Annotated in this window: 21 protein-coding genes; 16 read left to right on the top strand and 5 right to left on the bottom strand. The window is 37.1% G+C overall.

The window, feature by feature from the left end:
- Positions 1-25 precede the first annotated feature (25 nt).
- Positions 26-640: a CPBP family intramembrane glutamic endopeptidase gene (locus tag ACFTQ7_RS01760; RefSeq protein ID WP_349659027.1), complete on the bottom strand. Its 615-nt coding sequence runs from the start codon at positions 638-640 to the stop codon at positions 26-28.
- Positions 641-721: 81 nt separating this feature from the next.
- Positions 722-910: a YkvS family protein gene (locus ACFTQ7_RS01755; protein WP_053483503.1), complete on the bottom strand. Its 189-nt coding sequence runs from the start codon at positions 908-910 to the stop codon at positions 722-724.
- 125 nt (positions 911-1,035) lie between these two features.
- Here ACFTQ7_RS01755 and ACFTQ7_RS01750 point away from each other — a divergent pair, with 125 nt between their 5' ends.
- The 3 genes from ACFTQ7_RS01750 (at position 1,036) to ACFTQ7_RS01740 (ending at position 2,692) form a co-directional block, all read left to right on the top strand.
- Positions 1,036-1,224, top strand: coding sequence for a hypothetical protein (locus ACFTQ7_RS01750; RefSeq protein WP_349659026.1), 189 nt, complete (start codon positions 1,036-1,038; stop codon positions 1,222-1,224).
- A gap of 92 nt (positions 1,225-1,316) precedes the next feature.
- Entirely contained in the window at positions 1,317-1,493 is a 177-nt protein-coding gene (locus ACFTQ7_RS01745) for an aspartyl-phosphate phosphatase Spo0E family protein (protein WP_079559641.1), read from the top strand.
- A 332-nt stretch (positions 1,494-1,825) separates the two neighbouring features.
- Positions 1,826-2,692: an NAD(P)-dependent oxidoreductase gene (locus ACFTQ7_RS01740; RefSeq protein ID WP_386826965.1), complete on the top strand. Its 867-nt coding sequence runs from the start codon at positions 1,826-1,828 to the stop codon at positions 2,690-2,692.
- A 123-nt stretch (positions 2,693-2,815) separates the two neighbouring features.
- Here the strand turns inward: ACFTQ7_RS01740 and ACFTQ7_RS01735 are convergent, their stop codons facing one another.
- A complete protein-coding gene (locus ACFTQ7_RS01735; protein WP_197142234.1) occupies positions 2,816-3,208 on the bottom strand; it encodes a DoxX family protein in 393 nt (130 codons plus the stop codon).
- 159 nt (positions 3,209-3,367) lie between these two features.
- Here ACFTQ7_RS01735 and ACFTQ7_RS01730 point away from each other — a divergent pair, with 159 nt between their 5' ends.
- From ACFTQ7_RS01730 to ACFTQ7_RS01705, 6 genes are all read left to right on the top strand, one after another.
- Positions 3,368-3,685 carry a winged helix-turn-helix transcriptional regulator gene (locus tag ACFTQ7_RS01730; RefSeq protein ID WP_386826964.1) on the top strand — a complete coding sequence of 106 codons (318 nt, stop codon included), beginning with the start codon at positions 3,368-3,370 and terminating at the stop codon, positions 3,683-3,685.
- A gap of 519 nt (positions 3,686-4,204) precedes the next feature.
- On the top strand, positions 4,205-5,533 hold the full coding sequence (locus tag ACFTQ7_RS01725; protein WP_386826963.1) for an MFS transporter: 1,329 nt from the start codon (positions 4,205-4,207) through the stop codon (positions 5,531-5,533).
- A 215-nt stretch (positions 5,534-5,748) separates the two neighbouring features.
- Positions 5,749-6,651 carry a chemotaxis protein gene (locus ACFTQ7_RS01720; protein WP_197142230.1) on the top strand — a complete coding sequence of 301 codons (903 nt, stop codon included), beginning with the start codon at positions 5,749-5,751 and terminating at the stop codon, positions 6,649-6,651.
- Between the two features lie 277 nt (positions 6,652-6,928).
- Positions 6,929-8,482: a Ppx/GppA phosphatase family protein gene (locus ACFTQ7_RS01715; protein ID WP_386826962.1), complete on the top strand. Its 1,554-nt coding sequence runs from the start codon at positions 6,929-6,931 to the stop codon at positions 8,480-8,482.
- Positions 8,472-10,628: an RNA degradosome polyphosphate kinase gene (locus ACFTQ7_RS01710; protein ID WP_386826961.1), complete on the top strand. Its 2,157-nt coding sequence runs from the start codon at positions 8,472-8,474 to the stop codon at positions 10,626-10,628. Before ACFTQ7_RS01715 ends, ACFTQ7_RS01710 begins: the two co-directional genes overlap by 11 nt.
- 28 nt (positions 10,629-10,656) lie before the next feature.
- A complete protein-coding gene (locus tag ACFTQ7_RS01705; protein WP_386826960.1) occupies positions 10,657-12,660 on the top strand; it encodes an EAL domain-containing protein in 2,004 nt (667 codons plus the stop codon).
- 150 nt (positions 12,661-12,810) lie between these two features.
- On the opposite strand, the gene ACFTQ7_RS01700 is transcribed toward ACFTQ7_RS01705, so the two are convergent.
- Positions 12,811-13,425, bottom strand: coding sequence for a TetR/AcrR family transcriptional regulator (locus ACFTQ7_RS01700; protein ID WP_386826959.1), 615 nt, complete (start codon positions 13,423-13,425; stop codon positions 12,811-12,813).
- A 217-nt stretch (positions 13,426-13,642) separates the two neighbouring features.
- Between ACFTQ7_RS01700 and ACFTQ7_RS01695 the strand changes: the two genes are divergently transcribed.
- The 7 genes from ACFTQ7_RS01695 (at position 13,643) to ACFTQ7_RS01665 (ending at position 20,831) form a co-directional block, all read left to right on the top strand.
- Positions 13,643-14,536, top strand: coding sequence for an NAD(P)-dependent oxidoreductase (locus ACFTQ7_RS01695; protein ID WP_386826958.1), 894 nt, complete (start codon positions 13,643-13,645; stop codon positions 14,534-14,536).
- 15 nt (positions 14,537-14,551) lie between these two features.
- Positions 14,552-16,072: a CoA-acylating methylmalonate-semialdehyde dehydrogenase gene (locus ACFTQ7_RS01690; protein ID WP_386826957.1), complete on the top strand. Its 1,521-nt coding sequence runs from the start codon at positions 14,552-14,554 to the stop codon at positions 16,070-16,072.
- A gap of 63 nt (positions 16,073-16,135) precedes the next feature.
- Positions 16,136-17,452 carry a GntP family permease gene (locus ACFTQ7_RS01685; RefSeq protein ID WP_386826956.1) on the top strand — a complete coding sequence of 439 codons (1,317 nt, stop codon included), beginning with the start codon at positions 16,136-16,138 and terminating at the stop codon, positions 17,450-17,452.
- A gap of 12 nt (positions 17,453-17,464) precedes the next feature.
- Positions 17,465-18,226, top strand: a complete 762-nt coding sequence (locus tag ACFTQ7_RS01680; RefSeq protein ID WP_349659014.1) for a 3-hydroxybutyrate dehydrogenase — start codon at positions 17,465-17,467, stop codon at positions 18,224-18,226.
- Between the two features lie 16 nt (positions 18,227-18,242).
- Positions 18,243-19,427 carry an iron-containing alcohol dehydrogenase gene (locus ACFTQ7_RS01675; RefSeq protein ID WP_386826955.1) on the top strand — a complete coding sequence of 395 codons (1,185 nt, stop codon included), beginning with the start codon at positions 18,243-18,245 and terminating at the stop codon, positions 19,425-19,427.
- Positions 19,428-19,570: 143 nt separating this feature from the next.
- Positions 19,571-20,023 carry an HIT family protein gene (locus ACFTQ7_RS01670; protein ID WP_386826954.1) on the top strand — a complete coding sequence of 151 codons (453 nt, stop codon included), beginning with the start codon at positions 19,571-19,573 and terminating at the stop codon, positions 20,021-20,023.
- Positions 20,016-20,831: a PP2C family serine/threonine-protein phosphatase gene (locus ACFTQ7_RS01665; RefSeq protein WP_386826953.1), complete on the top strand. Its 816-nt coding sequence runs from the start codon at positions 20,016-20,018 to the stop codon at positions 20,829-20,831. The genes ACFTQ7_RS01670 and ACFTQ7_RS01665 overlap by 8 nt, the downstream gene beginning before the upstream one ends.
- On the opposite strand, the gene ACFTQ7_RS01660 is transcribed toward ACFTQ7_RS01665, so the two are convergent.
- A partial coding sequence (locus ACFTQ7_RS01660; protein ID WP_386826952.1) for a hypothetical protein occupies positions 20,828-21,176 on the bottom strand: 349 nt, incomplete at its 5' end. The genes ACFTQ7_RS01665 and ACFTQ7_RS01660 overlap by 4 nt on opposite strands.

Raw genomic sequence — 21,176 nt, 5'->3', positions numbered from 1 at the left:
AAAATGTTTCCAAATTTTAATGCTATTATGTTAAAGGTAACACTAAAAATAAGAGTAGTACAAAGACTACATGGGATACAATAACAAGTGGCATACTCTTACGCCATTCATATAACAAGCCCCAAATAATGCCGGTTACAAGTGCAGCAATCATACCAAGCATAAAGCCGCTTATTGCAATAGAGATTGCACTTAAAATCGCTGTTACAATGACTGCTAAAGTAGGTCTCATAAAGCGTTTCAGCTGTTGTTGAACATAGCCACGCCAAAAGAGCTCTTCACCAATAGCAACAATGAATACAAGTAATATATAGTGCCAAATAGTCTGTGGTCCATAATTTGCTAAAAACTTTTGTACTGATTGTACCAATGAACCATTAATATATGGTGCAAGCCAATAGCCAAAGCGTATAATACCGTATGTTATTGTACCGTATCCAATACCGAAAAGTAAAAATTTCCATGTCGGTAACTGATCTTCAATTTTACCAGCTAAAATCGCAATGGCAATACATACAAGTAAAGTAAATGCATATAGGTACCAAAATACAGCTTGGTTTGCAAAGGTAAAAGCAAGCATGCCATAAACGAATAATAAAGAAAGGAGCCATATTATTGTTTGTTTCGAATTTGTAAGCATTATTCGACCTCCATGCTTTTAATTTTATCAAAAAAATAGTCCCTTATCATCTATAAAGACAAATAGGGACTATTCAGACTATTAAGCTTCATTTGTATATAAAATTTTGTAACGTTTATGGTTGACGACCGTCTTTTCTTCAATTTCAAGGGAATCGAAATTCTCCATGTATGTTAAATCAACGATCACCGAATTTTCATTTACTTTTTCGACTATACCTTGTAAGCCGTCTTTAAACTCGATAATATTTCCAACTTCAGCTATTTTCACAGACAGTCAGCTCCTTCATCGACTAATAATATACAGTTTGCATGAAAAAATGGAAAACGTAAAGCCTTTTTTGAATAATTCATAATTAATTACACAGAATGCTAAAGAAGAGAGGAATCAAAAAAATGGAAAAATACGAAAATATGCTTAAACAATTACAAAACGGGGAATTAAAAAGTATAGAGATAGAAAAGGAACAATTTTATGAGTTCCGAGAAGTACTAGTAAAACATCCTTTATTTAAACATTATAGAGGTGAGGCCAAACAAAATGGACGCGTAATTTATACTTATCAAGAAATTCCAAGAAGCTGATTTGTCGAACATTGTCGTAAGTTAATGCTGTAAGAAATGAAATATAAATGTATAATAATGGTATGATTATTTGTGTGTGGAGGGTTATATGAATGGTCAATCTACTCTTGAAACAAATGGAACAAACTCGTGAGATGATGATTCGCTCAGGTGTAGAGAACGGGTTACAAAATGCGAAAACCATTCAACTGAGTCGCAGATTAGATCAGTTAATGAATACTTATTATAGACAGACAACATTTGAAGAAGAAGAGCGTCAAGAAGATTGAAAGAATGTTCCAGTATTCAGAGTATAAACTTTTTAAATAATATGTTTAAAAAGTATTTGGTGGGGAATACTTATTTTGAACACAGCAACATTCTCATTTCCCCTTTAGAGCAGTGATACCCCATCTACTGCTCTCTTTTTTTTGTCTTCATTACGCCAAGGTGAAATTGATTTACTCGTATATATGCAGCGCATAAAGTTTTTAGTACAAGTTAATAAGAGAAGTTTGAATTATCGAACTTATTCAACTACACTTATAGATAAGAATAAGTGCTAACGGTTGATCATTTAAAAAGATCAATTATTGCCTTGATCACAAAGGAGTATGTACATATGGGAAAAGAAGGTATTGCATTTGTCGGCACAGGCGTAATGGGCGCAAGTATTATAAAACATTTATTAAAAAATGGTCATGAGGTAACAGTTTTTACACGCACAAAGGAGAAAGCGGAGCCACTCTTGGCGTTAGGTGCAACTTGGGCAAGTACACCAGCAGAAGCATTTAAACATAAGGATATTGCCTTTACGATGGTTGGATACCCTGCGGACGTAGAGGAAGTATATTTTGGAGATAACGGTTTATTTCAAACAGCTGAATCCGGCAATATCGTTATTGATATGACCACTTCAGAGCCAACATTGGCAAAGAAAATTTTCGAACATGCTCAAAAACAAGGAGTAGAAGCGCTGGATGCACCTGTTTCAGGAGGAGATATTGGCGCTCAAAATGGGACATTATCAATTATGGTTGGAGGTAGCCAAGCTACATTCAATAAAGTATTACCAATTATGAAGCATTTTGGTGAAAATATTGTTTATCAAGGAGAAGCGGGTGCAGGGCAGCATGCTAAAATGTGTAATCAGGTCGTTATTGCATCTGGAATGATTGGTGTGTGTGAGTCATTGGCTTACGGTTTAAAGGCTGGACTTGATTTATCGACAGTATTGCAATCCATTTCGTCTGGTGCAGCAGGCTCTTGGTCGTTAAGTAATTTAGCCCCTCGTATGATCAAAGGAGATTACGCACCAGGCTTTTATATCAAGCATTTTGTAAAGGATATGAAAATAGCATTAGATGAATCTAAAAAAATGGGGATTACATTACCAGGTCTAACACTTGCTTATGATATGTATGAAAGGCTAATAGAAGAGGGTTATGGTGAAAACGGTACTCAGGCACTTTTAAAGGCTTATCAATAGAGGTTAACCGACCACTAGAACACTGAAGAATATAAAATTTTATAAAACCCGAAGTATCGATCTTAGATACTTCGGGTTTTATTTTAAAGTAGCTCACTCAGAAAATAGTTAACTACGGCAGCATTACTCTTTATCAAAAAGTTTTGCGTCTAAAGAAAAACTAGATGCTCCTGCAAGTGCAAAGTATAAAGCCATCGCAGCTAAAGCTAAATCCAATTCGTACCCGGCTAAGCCGTTTTCCCCGATAAAGCCAACGCTAAGCTTCGCTGTAAAAATGGCAACGATCATTGTTACTGTCAATAAAGCGCCGATAAGTCTTGTACCTAAGCCTAAAATAATGGCTACACCACCGACTAGTTCTATAATGGCAACAATATAAGCCATGAAGCCTGGAATACCAATGGCATCAAAATAATCAGCTGTGAAGCCGATACCTCCCTGAAACTTTTGGAAACCGTGAGTTGCAAAAATAATGCCAAGCACCACACGTAAAATAGTTGAACCGATATTTTGCATAGTCAAATAAACTCCTTTTGTTTTTTTGCTTACATTTCGTAACTTAGTTTATTTTTAAAAACAACTTTTGTCAAGTAACTAAATTTTATTTTTGGAAATGATTTTCGAAAAAATGATATACTGTTATATAAGAACAAAATACATTGGAGGCAGGAAAATTTGGATCAAAAAAAAATTTGTCCCCGATTTGAAAAAGCGCTGAAAATATTAAATCATAGCTGGAACACCCTGCTTATATATCAGTTATTGGAAGGTCCTCAACGATACTCAACGATAAAAAATAAAGTGGGTATTAGCAGTCGTGTGTTAACGGAAAGATTAAAAGAATTAGAGATTGAGAACATTGTGGAGCGCACGGTTATTCCATCAACACCAGTAGTGATTGAATACAAGCTAACAGAAAAAGGATATGCACTTGCACCGGTCCTTAAAGCAATTGAACAATGGTCTTCTATGTGGGTGAATATAGAAGAATAGTAAAAAGGATATCCAAGCGAGGGGGCTTGGATATCCTTTTTAGTGTTGAACAATGGTCAAGGGAAATGAGGGTAACTACCGTTCATGCTCCCCTTTTTCTGTGGATGAGCGTCGAGCCGTTACTCCGCCTTGTTGTTGCTACTGTCGCTTCGTTTCGCACATAAAAAACATTGCAGAAGTTTTTTTAGCATTATTAATTAGCGTTCATACAAGATGATATGTGAAGTGATTGATCTTCGTTCCGACTGGGCGACACCCTGCCGAAGAGCGATACTTTACTTATAATTTCATTAATAAAATAGCTTTTAAAAAACACTTTGATATCCAAGCGAGGAGAGCTTGGATATCTTTTTTATTATGAGTTGCTCGCAGCAAAGGAGAAGATTCGTTCATTTTAGAGTGTTAGTTAAATAAAAATGCATGTATATTGTAAAAAGTGTTAATTTTCATTAAATAAAAGGTATTTTTTATTACATGAGGGAATTTATTTAATAATATAGAAAAGGGAAGGAGGGTTTTATGAAGCGGAATTCAACAGTAGACGTTCAGCATCGGAGTCAGTTAGCACTTTATTTATCATTGCCAATTTTGTCATGGGCATTTTATGATTTTGCGAATACAATATTTTCTTCAAATATTAATACGATATTTTTCCCGTTTTATATGGATGAGGTTTTAGGGACGAATGAGGTAATGCAGCAGGTGGCAAGTACATTTATTTCTTATGCGAATGCGATCGCTAGCTTGTTTCTCGTTCTTTTTTCGCCACTTTTTGGAGTATGGATCGATCAAACAGGCTATAAAAAGAGATTCATAGTATGGTTTGCATCTATATCCATCTTCTTTACTTTTATGATGGGGGTTTTTGCGAATTTACAGATGCCAACCAATTTTTCGGGTGTGCCACTTAGTTTGTTTTTAGTTGTAGCTAGTTTTATCATCGCAAAATTTTTCTTTAATTCCAGTCTAGTATTTTATGATTCCATGATGGGTGATTTAGGGACAAAAGAGGAAATGCCCCTTATTTCGGGCTATGGGGTAGCGATTGGGTATCTTGGTACAATATTGGGACTACTTGTTTATTTGTACGTAGGAAACAGTGATTTCCATCGAGCATTTATTCCGACTGCCATTTTATATTTATTATTTTCTTTGCCATTATTTTTTATTAATAAAGATACACCGATACCAACATCTCAACGAAAGCCCATCAAATTTTTAGATGGGTATAAGGAAATTGTTCAAACCTTTAAGGACATGAAGCAATATAAAGCTATTTTCACCTTTATGATTGCTTATTTCTTTTTAAATGATGCAATTGCAACAACTATTGCAATGATGGCTGTATATGCAACAACAATCGTAGGCTTTACTTCAGGTCAATTTATCGTGCTTTATTTAGTGTCTACGGTGTCAACTATTATTGGCTCTTTTGCATTTGGTTATATTACAAAAGCAATCGGTGCCAAACGTGCGATAACTATGGTCGCAATATTAATGATAGTTGCTTTAGCATTTGCTGTTTTTGCGACTGAGCAATGGATGTTCTGGCTTGCAGGTAGTATGTTTGGCGTATCGCTAGGATCCATGTGGGTAACATCTAGAACATATATTATTGAATTGTCTCCTGAAGAAAAACGGGGTCAGTTCTTTGGCTTATTTGCATTTTCGGGTAAAGTATCCTCCATTATCGGGCCAGCAGTCTACGGAACCGTTACGTTATGGATGAAAGATTACGGAACGCTAGCGAGTCGTGTTGCGTTATCGACATTAATTGTGATGACGATAATTGGCCTATTGATACATTTAAAAGTCAATGGCTCAAAAGTTGGAGATGATATTAGATAAGACATATACGCATTCTATGTATATCCGGCTGAACACTTTCCTGAGGGCGTTTGGAGAGCCATTTGACTTTTTTGTTTTCTGTATGGTAGTTCACCCGTGTTATGGATGGTGAGCCATGTTAATAATAAAATTGGAAAAAGCAAGTAGGAGAAATGTATCGCCTATGATACAATTGAATTATAAATAGAAGTTGGATAGAAAGGAGCGGGGTTGCATTGGAACATAAAGGTATATTATTAGAAAGTGGCACAAATGAGCTAGAAATTGTTGAATTTGAAGTAGCTAATAATAAATTTGGTATTAACGTTATTAAAGTAAAAGAAATTATTCAACCGATTCCAGTAACATTTATTCCACACGCGCACCCGCATGTAGAAGGGATTATTCAATTACGAGGTGAGGTATTACCAGTAGTTGATATGCTCCGAGTATTAGGTATTCAAAGTCAAGAGCGTAGTTCTCAGCAAAAATATATTGTAGCTGAGTTTAATAAACAGCGTGTAGTATTTCATGTAGATAATGTAACACAGATTCACCGTATCTCATGGAATCAAATCGAGAAGCCTTCTGATATGTATCAGGGAGGAACATCACAAGTTATTGGTGTTATTAAGCAAAACGAGCAAATGATTTTATTGCTTGATTTCGAGAGAATTATGGTAGACATAAATCCCGATTCTGGTATTAGTGTAGAAGCCGTTAAAAAGCTTGGTAAACGTGAGCGTTCTGAAAAACGAATTTTAATTGCAGAAGATTCACCATTATTACGTAAGCTCTTATTCGATACTATGAATGAAGCAGGTTATGAGAATGTTGAATTCTTTGAAAACGGCCATGATGCTTATGAATACCTCCAAGCTATCGTTAAAAGTGGTAGCGATGTAGCCGAGCATATTCAATTAGTTGTGACGGACATTGAAATGCCACAAATGGATGGGCATCATTTAACGCGTAAAATAAAGGAGCATCCAGATCTCCAAAAGCTTCCTGTCATTATTTTCTCAAGCTTAATTACAGATGATCTTCGTCATAAAGGTGACCAAGTAGGTGCAGAGGATCAAATTAGTAAGCCAGAAATTACGGAGCTTATTTTACGAATCGACCAACTTATCATATAAAATAAAATTAAAGTTGGAAAAGGTACTTCACAATATTAATAATGGGTATCCTGAAAGTATAATAATAATGTAAGAAAGTCGGATGCCTCTTTTAGGCTCCGGCTTTTTTGTATAGATACATGAGGCTAGGGAAAAATAATATACAACGAGGAAGGCAAACCATCAGTCGACGAAAAAGAGGAGAGCACCCGAATGTTCGAGTACCTATACATTGCGGTTCACCTCAATATTTAATGTAGATCCATTAATACTATGCATGCGCTAAGGAAGTGATTATTTGAATGATTTAAAAACCGCTATTATCGATATTGGCTCAAACACTGTTCGCTTAGTATTGTATCGATATGATAAAGAAGAGGGACTTCGTGAGATTGGAAATATTAAAACGGTTGCACGTTTACGTACATATTTACAGCCCTCTGGTGAAATGTCTGAAGAAGGTATAAAAGTATTAACAGAAACATTATTGACTTATAAAGCAATACTTGATGATTATGAAGTGACTGATGTGAAAGCTGCTGCAACAGCTGCAATCCGTCAGGCAACTAATAGAGAAGAAATACTGACCTTAATGAAAAAACAGACAGGCATTCAAATAGAGCTTTTAACTGAAGAAGAAGAGGCATATTATGGCTTTGTTGCAGTGGCGCATTCTATAAGCACAAAGTCCGCTGTAACGATCGATATTGGTGGCGGTAGTACAGAAATAACGCTATTTGAAAATAAAGAACTACAGAAATCTCATAGTTTCCCGTTTGGTACAGTTTCTTTAAAGCAACGTTTCGTAAAGGGCGAGATTATGAATGGTAGTGAAAAAAAGGAACTTATTGCATTTGTGAAGGAACAGTTCAAATCACTTTCATGGATTCAGAATATCGGTTTACCGATTATTGCTATTGGCGGTAGTGCTCGAAATATTGCCCAAATTCATCAACAAAAACATGCATATCCAATCGCAAGTGTACATGGCTACGAAATGACGCAGGGCAATTTAGATGAGCTCAGTGTATTTTTAAATAATTTAAGCTTTCATGATTTGAAACAGTTAGATGGGCTTTCGACAGATCGTGCGGATATCATCGTTCCTGCATTAGAGGTTTTTAATGTGTTAATGGAAATTTCTGGAAGTGGATTATTCCAGATAACAAAAAAGGGTTTGCGAGAAGGGCTCGTTATACAGCGTATTTTACAAACAGATAAAAGTGCGTTTGATAAATACAATGTGTTTGAGGGAAACGCTAAAAGATTTGCTCGTCAGTATGGTCGTTCTGAAGAAGAAGCGGACTATTTAATGCAGTTAACGGATCAATTGTACCGTGAATGTTGCCACTTTGGTTATTTACAACATCATCCAAAAGATTTGCACTTATTGTCGAAAGCGGCGAGGGTGTTTAATATTGGGGAGTATATTGAGTTAAGTTCGGCTAGTCAGCATACTTTTTATTTAATTGCGAACCAAACTATCGATGGGTTAAGTCATAAGGAACGTGTAAAATTAGCACTTTTAGCTTCGTATAAAAATAAAGATTATTATCAGCGATTCGCTGCTCCGTTTACAGAATGGATGAGTCGTGAGGAGTATCGCAAAATACGAGACTTTGGTGCTTTTTTGAAATTTGTCTATGCGTTAAATGTGTCTAAACGAACAATTGTTAAAACTATAAAGATGCAAACAAAAGAGGATTATGTACAGCTTAGCATCTATGTGAAAAATAATGCGGCCGCTGAAAAATACCAAGCAAACCGACAAAAAAAACATCTAGAGCGCGCACTAAAGATACCGATAAAAATAAACTTTGTGGAAGTAGGGTTGAACAATTATGACAACTGAAATTACGAATAATCAGTTAAATGAAAAGGAATCAACAGAAATACAAGGTCGATTACTAGAGGAAATCGCTAAACCGCAATACTATAACAACCGTGAATTAAGCTGGCTTGCCTTTAATGAACGAGTTTTAGAGGAAGCAGAGGATATCGATAATCCTCTGCTAGAACGATTGAAGTTTTTAGCAATTTTTAGTTCGAATTTAGATGAATTTTTCATGGTGCGTGTTGCAGGACTACAGGATCAAGTGCGTGCAGGTTTCCATAAGCCCGAAAATAAATCAGGCTTAACACCAAAAGAGCAATTAGCGAAAATTGCAGAACGAACTCAGGCATTAGTGCGCCGACAAACTGAAGTTTACAGACACTTAATATATGATTTATTACCACAGCATAATGTACATATCGCAGACATGAAAGACTTAAATAGTGCACAGAAAGCATTTATCAATGAAATGTTTGCAGAAACAATCTTCCCTGTTTTAACACCCGTAGCTGTAGATGCTTACCGTCCTTTCCCGACTTTGCTTGGTAAAACATTAAATTTACTTGTTTTATTAGAGCAAGATGAAGCGGACATTGAGAATCATGAAAAGGTAGCTATTGTACAAGTTCCATCAGTTTTAGATCGTTATATTAAAGTACCATCAGCAGACGGAGAGACGGTTATTGTCTTATTAGAAGACGTGATTGTAGCGCATATAGAAAAGCTCTTTTATGGTTACAGTGTCAAATCAGCGCAGGCTTTCCGTTTGACACGTAATGCTGATTTAACGATTCATGAAGAAGGTGCAAGAGATTTACTTGTAGAAATCGAAAAAGAGCTGAAAAAACGTAAATGGGGTGTAGGCAGTCGTCTCGAAGTTCGTGAGGGTGAGATGAGTGAGGAAGTGCTTACATATTTACTCGATGAATTTGAAATTGAAGAAACGGATGTTTTCCATATAGATGGACCATTAGATTTAACATTTATGTTCTCTTTTGTAAAAGGTATATCTGTTGGTCGAGAACATTTAGAATATGAAAGCTTTATCCCACAGCCGCCATTAGATTTGCAATCGGATGAAAATATTTTTGAAAAAGCGCTGCAACAAGACATTTTCTTCCATCATCCGTTTGAATCATTTGCGCCAATTGTAGATTTTATTGCAGAAGCGGCCGTTAATCCGAACGTTTTAGCGATCAAACAAACTTTATATCGTGTAAGTGGTAATTCACCCATTATACAAGCCTTAAAGCTTGCAGCAGAAAATGGTAAACAGGTAACAGTTTTAGTTGAATTAAAAGCACGTTTTGATGAAGAAAATAATGTTCTTTGGGCAAAGCAACTTGAGCAAGCTGGCTGCCTTGTTATTTACGGCATGAATAACTTAAAGACACATTCAAAAATAACGCTTGTTGTAAGTCGTCGTAATGGGAAAATTGAGCGCTTTGTTCATCTGGGTACAGGAAATTATAATGATGCAACTGCAAAAATTTATACAGATATGGGTATCATAACAACAGATAAGGAATTTGGCATTGATGCCACTAACTTCTTTAACTATTTAAGTGGCTATACAGAGAAACCAACTTTTAATCATTTAGTTGTGGCCCCGTTTGATATTCGAGATGAATTTATCCGCTTAATGGATGAGGAAATTGCCTGTCATAAGAAGCATGGTAATGGTTTTATTCGAGCTAAAATGAATTCACTAACGGACAAAGACTTAATGATGAAGCTATATGAGGCATCGATTGCAGGTGTGAAAGTAGAGCTGATCATTCGTGGAATTTGTTGCATTAGACCAGGCATCCCTGGAATTAGTGAAAACATAACAGTAACGAGCATTGTTGGTCGTTTCCTCGAGCATTCGCGTATTTATTGGTTCCATCATAATGGGGAAAATAAAGTATATTTGTCTTCGGCGGATATGATGACTCGTAATATGATTAAACGTGTGGAAATTTTATTCCCAGTATATGCAAGCGAAGCCAAAGCTCGTATTATTAACATTATGAATACACAACTTGAGGATACAGCAAAAGCTCGTATTCAAGACTCCAATGGAAAATATCATTATAAAGAATTTGATCGTGGTGAAGATCCAATTAACAGTCAGGAAATTTTCCTAAAGGATGCACTAAAACCTACGCTAGACGAAGAATAAGCAAACACGCTACTTAGTGAGGGATATAATGAAAAAATATAAAGAGAATGTAGCGCAATTTGCAGACTATCATCAAATCATACAACTTAATCCATTTGATGCGGTCGTATGTTTGAGAAAAGTGGATACAAAAGCGTTTGAGGTCGTTAATTTTAACGATAAACTACCGTCATTTTTGAACCTACAAGATGTGAAAGCGACTAACGCTGAACAATTTTTTACGGAGCAGTGCTGGCTACAATTATCGAATATAGTACAACAACAATTAAATCTAGAGCAAAGGCTAGAAGTATGTACGGAGCACAAAGTAAAAACATTTGCTGTTCGTGTACAGCACTTAGAAAATTCAGTTGTAGCAGTTATTCTACGTGAGAAGAAAATTGAAGTAGAACCTTATTTGCAATTTGTGGAACAGCACGTATGTCCGGTGTTAACAACTGATTTACAAGGTCGCATTATTCATCAAAATGTTGCTGCCACTTCTCAGTTGTTAAAAGAACAACAAAGCTTGATCGGACAAAATATTTTTTCATTATTAGAGAGTAAGTATATCGACGAATTTAAATTATTATTTGCAAAAACTATTGAGGGCTCAGCATTTGGTATGCCGGAATGCTTGTTTAAACAACAACTGTTAAGTAAAGAACCATTTTATTTACGAACGCATCCAACATACTTTAATGGTGAAATTATAGGTGTACATTTATTTGTGAAAGACGCAACCTCATTTATGAATGATCATCAAGCCTTTTATTACCTAGCGTTAATGGACGAATTAACGGGTATTTGGAATCGTAAGGCTTTAAAGGAACAGTGGCTTCAGCATTTAAATGATAAAAAGAAAAATAAGCAAGCAGCTATTATTTTGATGGATATTGATCGTTTTAAAAAATTTAATGAATCCCTTGGCGAAAGTAAGGGTGATGAGCTTATACGAATGTTTAGTCAAAGACTTCGGGAGCTCTGTCACGCTAAATGCTCGTTTTATCGTTATAATAGCGATGAATTTATTTTTGTTCTAAAAGATGCAACCGTCGACAAAATTGAACAGATGGCCAATGCTATTTTAGATGCATTAAAACAGCCATTCATGATTGATGGGCAGGAATATTTTATTAGTGTGTCGATTGGTATCTCCCATAGTCCAGCGGATGGCAAAGATTTAGAAACACTTATACGTAAAGCAGATAAAGCATTATTTTCTGTAAAAGACCATGGTCGTTCACACTACCGTTACTATCGTGAAGATACGACAACTATTTTTCCAAATGAGGCACTAATGGAGGCGCATTTACGTCGTGCTATCGAATTTAACGAGTTAAGTATTCATTTACAGCCACAAATGGATTTAACGAATAACAGTATTAATAGCTTTGAGGCATTATTACGATGGAATAACCGGAAATTTGGCTTTGTGTCACCTGCACAGTTTATACCCATTGCAGAGGCATCAGGCTTAATTATTGAAATCGGTGATTGGATTATTGACGAGGTGTGTCGCTATCAAAAAGAGTGGCAGATGAATGGCTATCGACCAGTACGAATTGCCATCAATATTTCGCCAAAACAATTTAGAAAAGAAAACTTTGCTCGGAAAATTAAAGCGGCTTTGAAAAAATATAATGTGCCACCTGAATTATTAGAGGTGGAAATTACCGAAAGCTCTATGACGAATGTCCATGAAACATTTTCAATTTTAACCGAATTAAAGCAGCTAGGTGTTTATGTTTCCGTCGATGATTTTGGAACGGGCTATTCATCTTTAAGCTATTTAAAACGTTATCCGATAGATATTATAAAAATTGACCAATCGTTTATAGCGGATATTACGAAAGATGATAAAAATGAGGCCATTATTAAAGCCATTATTTCAATGTCCCATAATTTAGGGTTGGAGGTCGTAGCTGAAGGAATCGAGGAACTATCACAGGTCGATTTTCTAAAACGTCACCAATGCCAAAAAGGACAAGGCTATTTATATAACAAGCCATTGCCCGTAGAAACCATTGTTAATAAATATTTTGTTAGCTAAAGCCAACAAACAAAGTAGCACTTCATCAATTCTGATGAAGTGCTACTTTGTTGTAGAGCTTTGGGAAGACCGAGCAAATAGAGATCCAATACAACCTAATCAGAAAATGACTTCACCCGAGCTCTCTAAGCAACCCCTTCTAAAAGTTGGCTATTTATTTTCTGCTTTCAATCCATCTAAAACAATAGCTGTAAATTGCGCCATTTCCACAGATAAATTGAAGTCTTCATTATGAATTAGCCAATCATAGACATTTGCACGCATACAGCGCTGAATAATAGCCTGTACTTGAGTAACCTGCAAATCTTGACGAAATTCTCCAAGACGAATGCCATCCTCTAAATAAGCATTAATTATTTGGAATATTTTCCTTTGTGGACTAATTAAATAATGATCTTGTTCCACTTGACTTGTCATCGCCGCAGTATAGACTGTACGCAATAAATCCTTTCCCACAACGTTCGTTAAATACTTCATTTGCTCTTGATAAAGCGTTAAAATTTTTTCGCTTGCTGGTAAAGAAGAGTCGATATTTTTTTCTACAGTGCTATAAAAACTATCGAGTTCCTTAAATTTTTCTAAAATAACATCGTACTTAGTTGGGAAATAAGTGTAAAACGTTCCCTTCGATACATTGCATGCTTTCGTAATTTGTTCAATGGATACATGCTCATATCCATGTTTATTAAATAAATCTAAAGATGTTTTAAGTAATTTTCCCCGTGTTTCTAATGCCTTTTTTTGACGGCTCGTTAGTGGATTCATGTTCTCATATTCCTCCGAAATAAGTATATTAAGATGCCTTTGTAAAAAAACTGAAAATATAAAATATTTTGATTGACGTAATGGATTTAGTTTGATTATCATTTAATTGACTGGGGTCAATGACTGCGGTTAATTAATATTTTGTTATTAATGTTACGACAAAGGAGTAGAGTTGGCTAGTGTTTCTCGGATTTTCAAGGAGCAGGGGAGGTCAATAATGACGGAGAAATTAGGTTTTATCGGCTTAGGCAATATGGGGTTACCGATGTCAGTAAATTTATTAAAGGCTGGCTATAAGGTTTATGGTTTTGATATTAATTCGCAAGCAATTGAGCAATTTAAAAAAGAAGGTGGAGTTGGACTTGCAACAGCAAAGGAAGTTGCTGAGCAAAGTGATATTATCATGACTAGCTTGCCGACACCACAAGTAGTAGAACAAGTATATAGATCTGAACAGGGTATATTGCACCATGCTAAGAAAGGATGTTTATTAATAGACTTTAGTACGGTGAATCCCGAATTAAATGATTCCTTACATAAGGAAGCACAATTATTGGGATTAAGTTATCTTGGGGCACCTGTTAGTGGAGGCGTTATAGGTGCTATTAATGCAACACTTACGATAATGGTTGGTGGTAAAGAGGAGGATTATCAAACTGGGTCTGAAATTTTCCGAATAATAGGGAAAAATATTTATCATCTTGGTACGTCTCCAAGTGTAGGTACACATATAAAATTACTCAATAATTTAATGATTGGATTCTATACAGAAGCAGTCGCTGAAACAATCGTGCTTGGTGAAAAAATGGGGATCCATGCAGATACGCTGTATGAAGTATTAAGTAATAGTTATGGTCAAAGCCGTATTTATGAACGCAATTATTTGGAATACATGAAAAACGACAACTATCAGCCAGGTTTTTCTACAAATCTATTACTAAAAGATTTGAAGCTTGCAAAAAATATGGCAGATGAAGCAGGGGTACCACTTCGAATCGGGGAAAAATTAGTGAATCTTTATAGCGATATTTCTCAGCAGGGCTATGGAGAAAATGATATGTCTGTCACTTATTTAAGTCTAAAAGAAAACTGTAAAATTGAACAATCTTAAAGGAGGACTAAAAATATGACAACAGCACAAGAGGTTAAAACTTTAACACACTTTATTGGTGGAGAACTTGTAGAAGGGAAAAGTGGACGATTCGGTTCAGTATATAATCCAACGACGGGTGAGGTAATTGCAAAGGTTCCACTTGCAACTGTAGAAGAAACGCGGGAGGCTATTGATAAAGCACAGGCAGCGTTTCCACAATGGAGAGATACGTCAGTAGCAAAACGTGCTGAGATTGTATTAAAGTTCCGTAATCTTATTACTGAAAATATGGAGGAACTTCTACAAGTTATTTGTACAGAGAGCGGTAAAACAATTGAGGATGCGAAAGGTGAAATTACACGTGGTTTGGAGTCTGTTGACTTAGCTATTAGTGCACCTCATTTAATGAAGGGAGAGTATTCTGTCAACGTCGGTGGTCAGATTAATGCCTACTCTGCAAAGTATCCATTAGGTGTAGTAGCGGCTATCTCGCCATTTAACTTCCCAATCATGGTGCCTTTAGCACAAACAAGTATGGCAATTGCTGTCGGCAATGCAGTTATTTTAAAAGCTTCTGAGCGTGTTCCTATGACTGCCTTATATGTGAGCGAACTTTGGAAAAAAGCTGGTTTACCAGATGGTATTTGGACGGTAGTAAACGGGGATAAAGATGCAGTGAATGAACTATTAGAGAACCCGATTGTACAAGCAATTTCATTTGTAGGATCGACACCAGTTGCCCAATATATTTATGAAACAGGCTCGAAATACGGTAAACGTGTTACAGCTCTTGGTGGAGGGAAAAACAATATGGTTGTGATGCCTGATGCAGATCTTGATCAGGTAGCAAATGCATTTATCGGAGCAGCTTATGGGGCAGCCTCTCAACGTTGTATGGCCATTTCAACGATTATGCCTGTTGGCAAGGATACAGCAGATCGTCTTGTTGAAATCTTAAAGGAGAAAATCTCTAACTTGAAGGTAGGTTCATATACAGATCCAGAGACAGATTTTGGCCCTGTCATTTCACAGCAATCGAAGGAAGCGATTATTGCGGCTATTAAACGAGGCGAGTCTGAAGGTGCGACGGTTATTTGTGATGGTCGTGAGCTCGATATTGTCAAAGAGTCAAAAGGATTCTTTGTAGGGCCAACATTGCTAGATAACGTAAAACCAGGCATGGAAATTTACGAACAAGAAATATTCGGTCCAGCTCGAAATGTTGTACGTGTTGATTCATTAGATGAAGCCATCCAACTTATTAATAAGCATGAGCTTGGAAATGGAGTAACAATCTTTACGAATGACGGTTTAGCAGCTCGTAAATTTACAACAGAAATCGATGTTGGGATGGTTGGCGTGAATGTACCAATTCCTATACCAGTTGGTTACCATAACTTTGCAGGATTTAAAGGCTCTCGTTTTGGTGAAGGGCATATGTTTGGTCCTGATCAGGCACGCTTCTTTACAAAAACAAAAACAATATCAGAGCGTTGGATGACAGGTCAAGTATCGACAGCATCTACGTTTGCATTCCCAAGTAATAACGACTAATAAAGATAGAAGAGCTGTGTTCTTTTACAGCTCTTTTTTCAAAAAGAATATGAGGAGGATGGGATGTTAGAATACGTTGGGCTTTTTGGTAGTTTAGCTTTACTCGTGTATTTAACGATGAGAGGCGTAAATTTACTGATTTCAGCGCCGTTGACAGCGTTGATAGCGGCAGTAACGAATGGTCTAGCATTTTTTCCACAAACAGCTGATGAGAATCAGACTAACTTCTTAACAAGTTATATGGACGGGTTTACGGGATTCGTTGGTTCATGGTATTTAATGTTCATGGCAGGTGCTATTTTTGGAAAGGTAATGGAGGATACTGGGGCGGCCGATAGTGTTTCTAAATGGATTGTAGAAAAAATTGGAGTGAAATATGCAGCCTATGCAGTAGTACTTGCTGCAGCTGTACTAACATATGGTGGTGTCTCAGTGTTTATCGTAGCCTTCTCGGTCTATCCAATGGCTATCAGTTTATTCAAGCAAGCGAATTTTCCTCGTCGCTTTATACCTGCTGCACTTGGTTTAGGTTCTGTAACCTTTACGATGACCTCAGCAGGTTCACCGGAAATTCAAAATTGGATTCCTATTCCATACCTTGGTACAACGCCATATGCTGGATGGGAAGTAAGTATAGTTGTTGCAATTTTTATGGCCATTGGTGGGTCACTGTGGCTAAATTGGATGATCAAACGTGCAGTAAAAAGCGGAGAGGTATTTATAGAACGATCTAATGACCCAGTAGTTGATGAATCTCGTAAGCTTCCGAGTCCAAGTTTAAGTGTTGTACCACTATTGGTAGTTTTAGGTATTTCCTTTGTGTTCCATAATTCTCTTGGAACTTCAGCTTTAATTGTGGCATTAACGAGTGGATGTATTACTGCTTATTTAGTGAGCTATAAATATTCAAAATCTGTCGGTGCCACACTAGGAGCTGGTGCTATGGGTGCTGTTGTAGCTATTGCTAATACAGCAGCAGTGGTTGGTTTCGGAGGTGTGGTAAAAGCTACACCATCATTTGTGGCAACTGTTGACGTTATGACTAATATTCCTGGAAGCCCGTTAATTGGCGGTGCATTAGCCATTGCTGTAATAGCTGGTTTAACAGGCTCAGCTTCTGGCGGTCAAACAATTGCAATGCCTTTACTTGCGCCTCACTATATTGACATGGGAGTTGATACCGAAGCATTACACCGTACAATTGCTATTGCGTCGGGGTCTCTCGATTCATTGCCGCATGGCGGTTATGTAGTAACGACGATCAATTCTGTATGCAATGAAAAGCATAAAGATGCTTATATGCCATTTGGTGCCTTAACCGTCATTATACCAATTATAGGTACGATAATCGCAATCATATTATTCTCACTAGGAATGTAGGAGGACTTTGAGGTGAAAGGAAAAACAGTTTTTATTACTGGAGCAGCTCGTGGTATCGGGTTATCCATGGCATTAGCGTTTGCTGAGCAGGGAGCGAATGTAGTGATAACAGATATAAATGAACAGCTTTTAGCAGAGGCAGTTAAGCATAATCCGCAATTAACTGCATACACATGCGATGTTACAAATGAACAAGCTATATGTGATGCGATTGACTTTACTGTTAAAAAGTTTCAGACAATAGATGTTTTAATCAACAACGCAGGGTTTCAGCATGTTTCTCTTATAGAGGATTTCGCGACTGAAATCTTCGAATCCATGCAAAAGGTGATGCTTGTTGGGCCTTTTATAGCAATGAAATATGTTTTACCACATATGAAGAAAAATAAGTTTGGACGCATTATTAACATGGCATCTATTAATGGCGTTATTGGGTTTGCAGGTAAAGCTGGATACAATGCCGCAAAACATGGGCTTGTCGGTTTAACGAAAGTGGCTGCACTAGAGGTTGCAACTGAGGGGATAACCGTGAATGCCATTTGTCCAGGATATGTCGATACAGAATTAGTGCGTAATCAGTTTAGGGATTTGGCAAAGACAAGGGGAATTCAAGTAGAAGAAGTGCTTGAGCAGGTGCTATATCCACTCGTTCCTCAAAAACGTTTACTAGATGTATCGGAAGTTACAGGACTTGCGCTTTATTTAGCTAGTGATATGGCAAAGGGTATAACAGGTCAAGCAATACTTTTGGATGGCGGTTATACAGCACAATAGCTTAGGAGGGTGAAATATGATTCAAACAAAAACAATCTATACAGTTCATTCACCAGGAACAATCGTTTATGGACGAGATTCTTTTGAAGAAGTGGGCGTATATGCAAAAAAATTAGGGACTAAAGCACTTATCATTAGTGATCCGATCATGGATCGCTTAGGCTTTGTAAATCAATGTAGCACATTCTTAAGAGACAATGGAATGGAAACGCTTTCATATTTAGGCGTAACAACGGAACCAGTGGATACGTATGTAGCGGAGGGGCTTCATATTTTACAGTCTGAGGGTTGTGATCTTATTATTTCCGTCGGTGGCGGGAGCTGTATCGATACAGGAAAAGCTATCGCAGTAATCGCAACAAATGGTGGATACATTGGCGATTATATGAAAATGGCAAAAATTGCAGAGCAAGCATCGATTCCACATATCGCAATTCCGACAACAGCGGGAACAGGCTCAGAAGCAACAGATGCAACCGTCATTACTAATACGAAAAATGAAGTGAAAATGATGATTAAGCAGCCCGCATTTATGCCAAACATAGCTATTGTTGACCCGATTTTAACGGTTACATCTCCACCATCCATTACTGCGGCAACTGGTATCGATGCATTAAGTCATGCCATTGAAAGTTATTTATCTCGATTAGCACATCCGTACTCGAATGCCCTTGCATTATCAGCTATGGAGCTAATCGTTAATAATATTTTAAAAGTTTATGAGCAAGGTAACGATATTGATGCGCGGGAAGCGATGTCACTAGGCTCAATGCAAGCAGGTCTTTCATTCTCAAATGCTTCTGTCGCTTTAGTGCACGGCATGTCTCGTCCAATAGGAGCGCTATTTCATGTACCACATGGTATTTCAAATGCCATGCTTCTGCCAGCAGTATTAGAATTTTCAAAGGATGCTTGTGTCGATCGACTAGCAGATCTAGGTAAGTTTTTCAATAAAGATAATGAACTGTTATCTCAAGAAGAGCTTGCCGATTTAGCTATTGTTTCAATTAAGGAAATGTGCAAGAAGATGGATATAGGGAATTTGAAACAATGGGGAATTGATGAGCAAGCGTTTTACGATGCTATTCCAAAAATGGCAGCTGATGCAATTGCCAGCGGTAGCCCCGAAAATAATCCTAAAGTTCCGACACAGGAAGAGTTAATGGAGCTTTATAAAATTGCTTACCATTATGAGTTTTAGGAATTCGAAAAGAGACTGTCTAAAATAGAGTTACAAATTCATATGTAATTTGCAACTCTATTTTTTATTAGTTCGGAAAAATATCCCAACTTATTAATAAATGTGTTATAATTTTGAAAATTTCGACGAAGGAGTGAGGATTAATGGAGGAATGTTTTATTTGCAATAAACATGCTGGCAACATTCAAGCTTCAGAGTTAAGGATTTATGAAGACGAATATGTTTATGTTGGGCATATAGACAGAAGTGGAGCACCAAATTATTTAGGTCATATCATGATTGATTTAAAAAGACATGTTCCTACTCTTGGAGATATGACTATAGAAGAGGCAAAAGCATTTGGTGTTATTATGGCTAGAGTTAGTAAGGCAATAATGGAGTGTGAGAATGCAGAGCATATCTATTCATTGGTTTCTGGAAACTCAGTGCCACATTTGCATATGCATTTAGTTCCTCGATATCCGAATACGCCTAAACAGTATTGGGGACCAAATGATGTGTATGATTGGGAAAATGCCCCTATGGGCGACAATATAGAAGTTGTTAAGCTTTGTACTCGAATAAAAACATATCTTGAGAATAATGCATATGAGTGAATCTATAGAAGATTTTAGTTGGATAGGTAGCCAAGACAACTTCATAGATCACCCGAATCTTTATCAAATTAAACATGTTATTGTTGGACGATATGGTGGTAACTCCGACGCAGGACAATATAAAAACGAAGACGGTTGCTTAGTATGGCTAGATGAAAAGCAAGATTGGGAGTTTTCCATTTTACTAGATGCTCATAATACATCTGAGAGTGCTCAAATAATTATCGAACAATTTCTTGCTCATAAAAATAAACTTACACATTTATTATCTTTACCGACAAATCATCAAACCTTCAAAAGGATCGAAGAGAAAATTTTAACTATATTTCAAGCGGAACAATTCTTATCTATTTGCCGCAATATTACTGGAGAAACTGCGTGTTTAATTGTCGTAAGAAAGGATAAATATGTATGGTGGTTTTCGATTGGAGACTGCGTTCTTTTTTTACTTCACCAAGAATTGGCTGCATTAGGTCAGTTTCAATTAAATCAAAGGCAATTTTACGAATGGATAGGACAAGTCAACACGTTTGAACAGGACGTCCCTTGTTATAGTGTAGGAATTAAAGAATTAAGAAAAGGAGAAAATCGTCTTTTTCTAACTACAGATGGCTTACTTGAATGTCCTCATGAACCATACGCTAACCCAATTAACATTTACAATTCCTTCTGTAACGCAAACGATAAGGAAAGCATTTGGTCAATGTTAAAGAATATCCAAAAAAATGGTGTCAAAGATAGCACTACTATAGTTTTCTGGAAAGTGAATATTTCAAAGGAAGCTACTAGAGCGAGTAATCAAGATTAATGGGTGTAATACTCGTGCGGGTCAGTGAAATATCCGCGGAAGAGAAGCAAAGCCCGCGCGAGGTGGTGAAATACCCGCGGAAGAGGAGCAAATACCCGCGCGAGGCGGTGAAATATCCGCGGAAGAGAAGCGAAGCCCGCGCGTAGTGGTGAAATACCCGCGGAAGAGGAGAGAAGCCCGCGCGCGTTGGTGAAATACCCGCGGAAGAGGAGAGAAGCCCGCGTGCCGGTGAAATACCCGCGGAAGAGGAGTGAATACCCGCGCGAGGCGGTGAAATACCCGCGGAAGAGAAGCGAATACCCGCGCGTAGTGGTGAAATACCCGTAGAAGAGAAGTGAATACCCG

Origin of the sequence: Lysinibacillus sp. NPDC056959, from assembly GCF_042674095.1 — a bacterium.
Lineage (GTDB): Bacteria > Bacillota > Bacilli > Bacillales_A > Planococcaceae > Lysinibacillus > Lysinibacillus zambalensis.
Note: the sequence above shows the minus strand (reverse complement) of the source record. Positions and strands in the feature narration are given on the sequence as shown.

What these genes read in the sequence shown, in the direction of transcription:
- ACFTQ7_RS01760 (WP_349659027.1), bottom strand. Translation starts at nt 640, where the DNA reads ATGCTTACAAATTCGAAACAAACAATAATATGGCTCCTTTCTTTATTA.
- ACFTQ7_RS01750 (WP_349659026.1), top strand. Translation starts at nt 1,036, where the DNA reads ATGGAAAAATACGAAAATATGCTTAAACAATTACAAAACGGGGAATTA.
- ACFTQ7_RS01745 (WP_079559641.1), top strand. Translation starts at nt 1,317, where the DNA reads ATGGTCAATCTACTCTTGAAACAAATGGAACAAACTCGTGAGATGATG.
- ACFTQ7_RS01740 (WP_386826965.1), top strand. Translation starts at nt 1,826, where the DNA reads ATGGGAAAAGAAGGTATTGCATTTGTCGGCACAGGCGTAATGGGCGCA.
- ACFTQ7_RS01735 (WP_197142234.1), bottom strand. Translation starts at nt 3,208, where the DNA reads ATGCAAAATATCGGTTCAACTATTTTACGTGTGGTGCTTGGCATTATT.
- ACFTQ7_RS01725 (WP_386826963.1), top strand. Translation starts at nt 4,205, where the DNA reads ATGAAGCGGAATTCAACAGTAGACGTTCAGCATCGGAGTCAGTTAGCA.
- ACFTQ7_RS01710 (WP_386826961.1), top strand. Translation starts at nt 8,472, where the DNA reads ATGACAACTGAAATTACGAATAATCAGTTAAATGAAAAGGAATCAACA.
- ACFTQ7_RS01705 (WP_386826960.1), top strand. Translation starts at nt 10,657, where the DNA reads ATGAAAAAATATAAAGAGAATGTAGCGCAATTTGCAGACTATCATCAA.
- ACFTQ7_RS01700 (WP_386826959.1), bottom strand. Translation starts at nt 13,425, where the DNA reads ATGAATCCACTAACGAGCCGTCAAAAAAAGGCATTAGAAACACGGGGA.
- ACFTQ7_RS01695 (WP_386826958.1), top strand. Translation starts at nt 13,643, where the DNA reads ATGACGGAGAAATTAGGTTTTATCGGCTTAGGCAATATGGGGTTACCG.
- ACFTQ7_RS01690 (WP_386826957.1), top strand. Translation starts at nt 14,552, where the DNA reads ATGACAACAGCACAAGAGGTTAAAACTTTAACACACTTTATTGGTGGA.
- ACFTQ7_RS01685 (WP_386826956.1), top strand. Translation starts at nt 16,136, where the DNA reads ATGTTAGAATACGTTGGGCTTTTTGGTAGTTTAGCTTTACTCGTGTAT.
- ACFTQ7_RS01675 (WP_386826955.1), top strand. Translation starts at nt 18,243, where the DNA reads ATGATTCAAACAAAAACAATCTATACAGTTCATTCACCAGGAACAATC.
- ACFTQ7_RS01670 (WP_386826954.1), top strand. Translation starts at nt 19,571, where the DNA reads ATGGAGGAATGTTTTATTTGCAATAAACATGCTGGCAACATTCAAGCT.
- ACFTQ7_RS01665 (WP_386826953.1), top strand. Translation starts at nt 20,016, where the DNA reads ATGAGTGAATCTATAGAAGATTTTAGTTGGATAGGTAGCCAAGACAAC.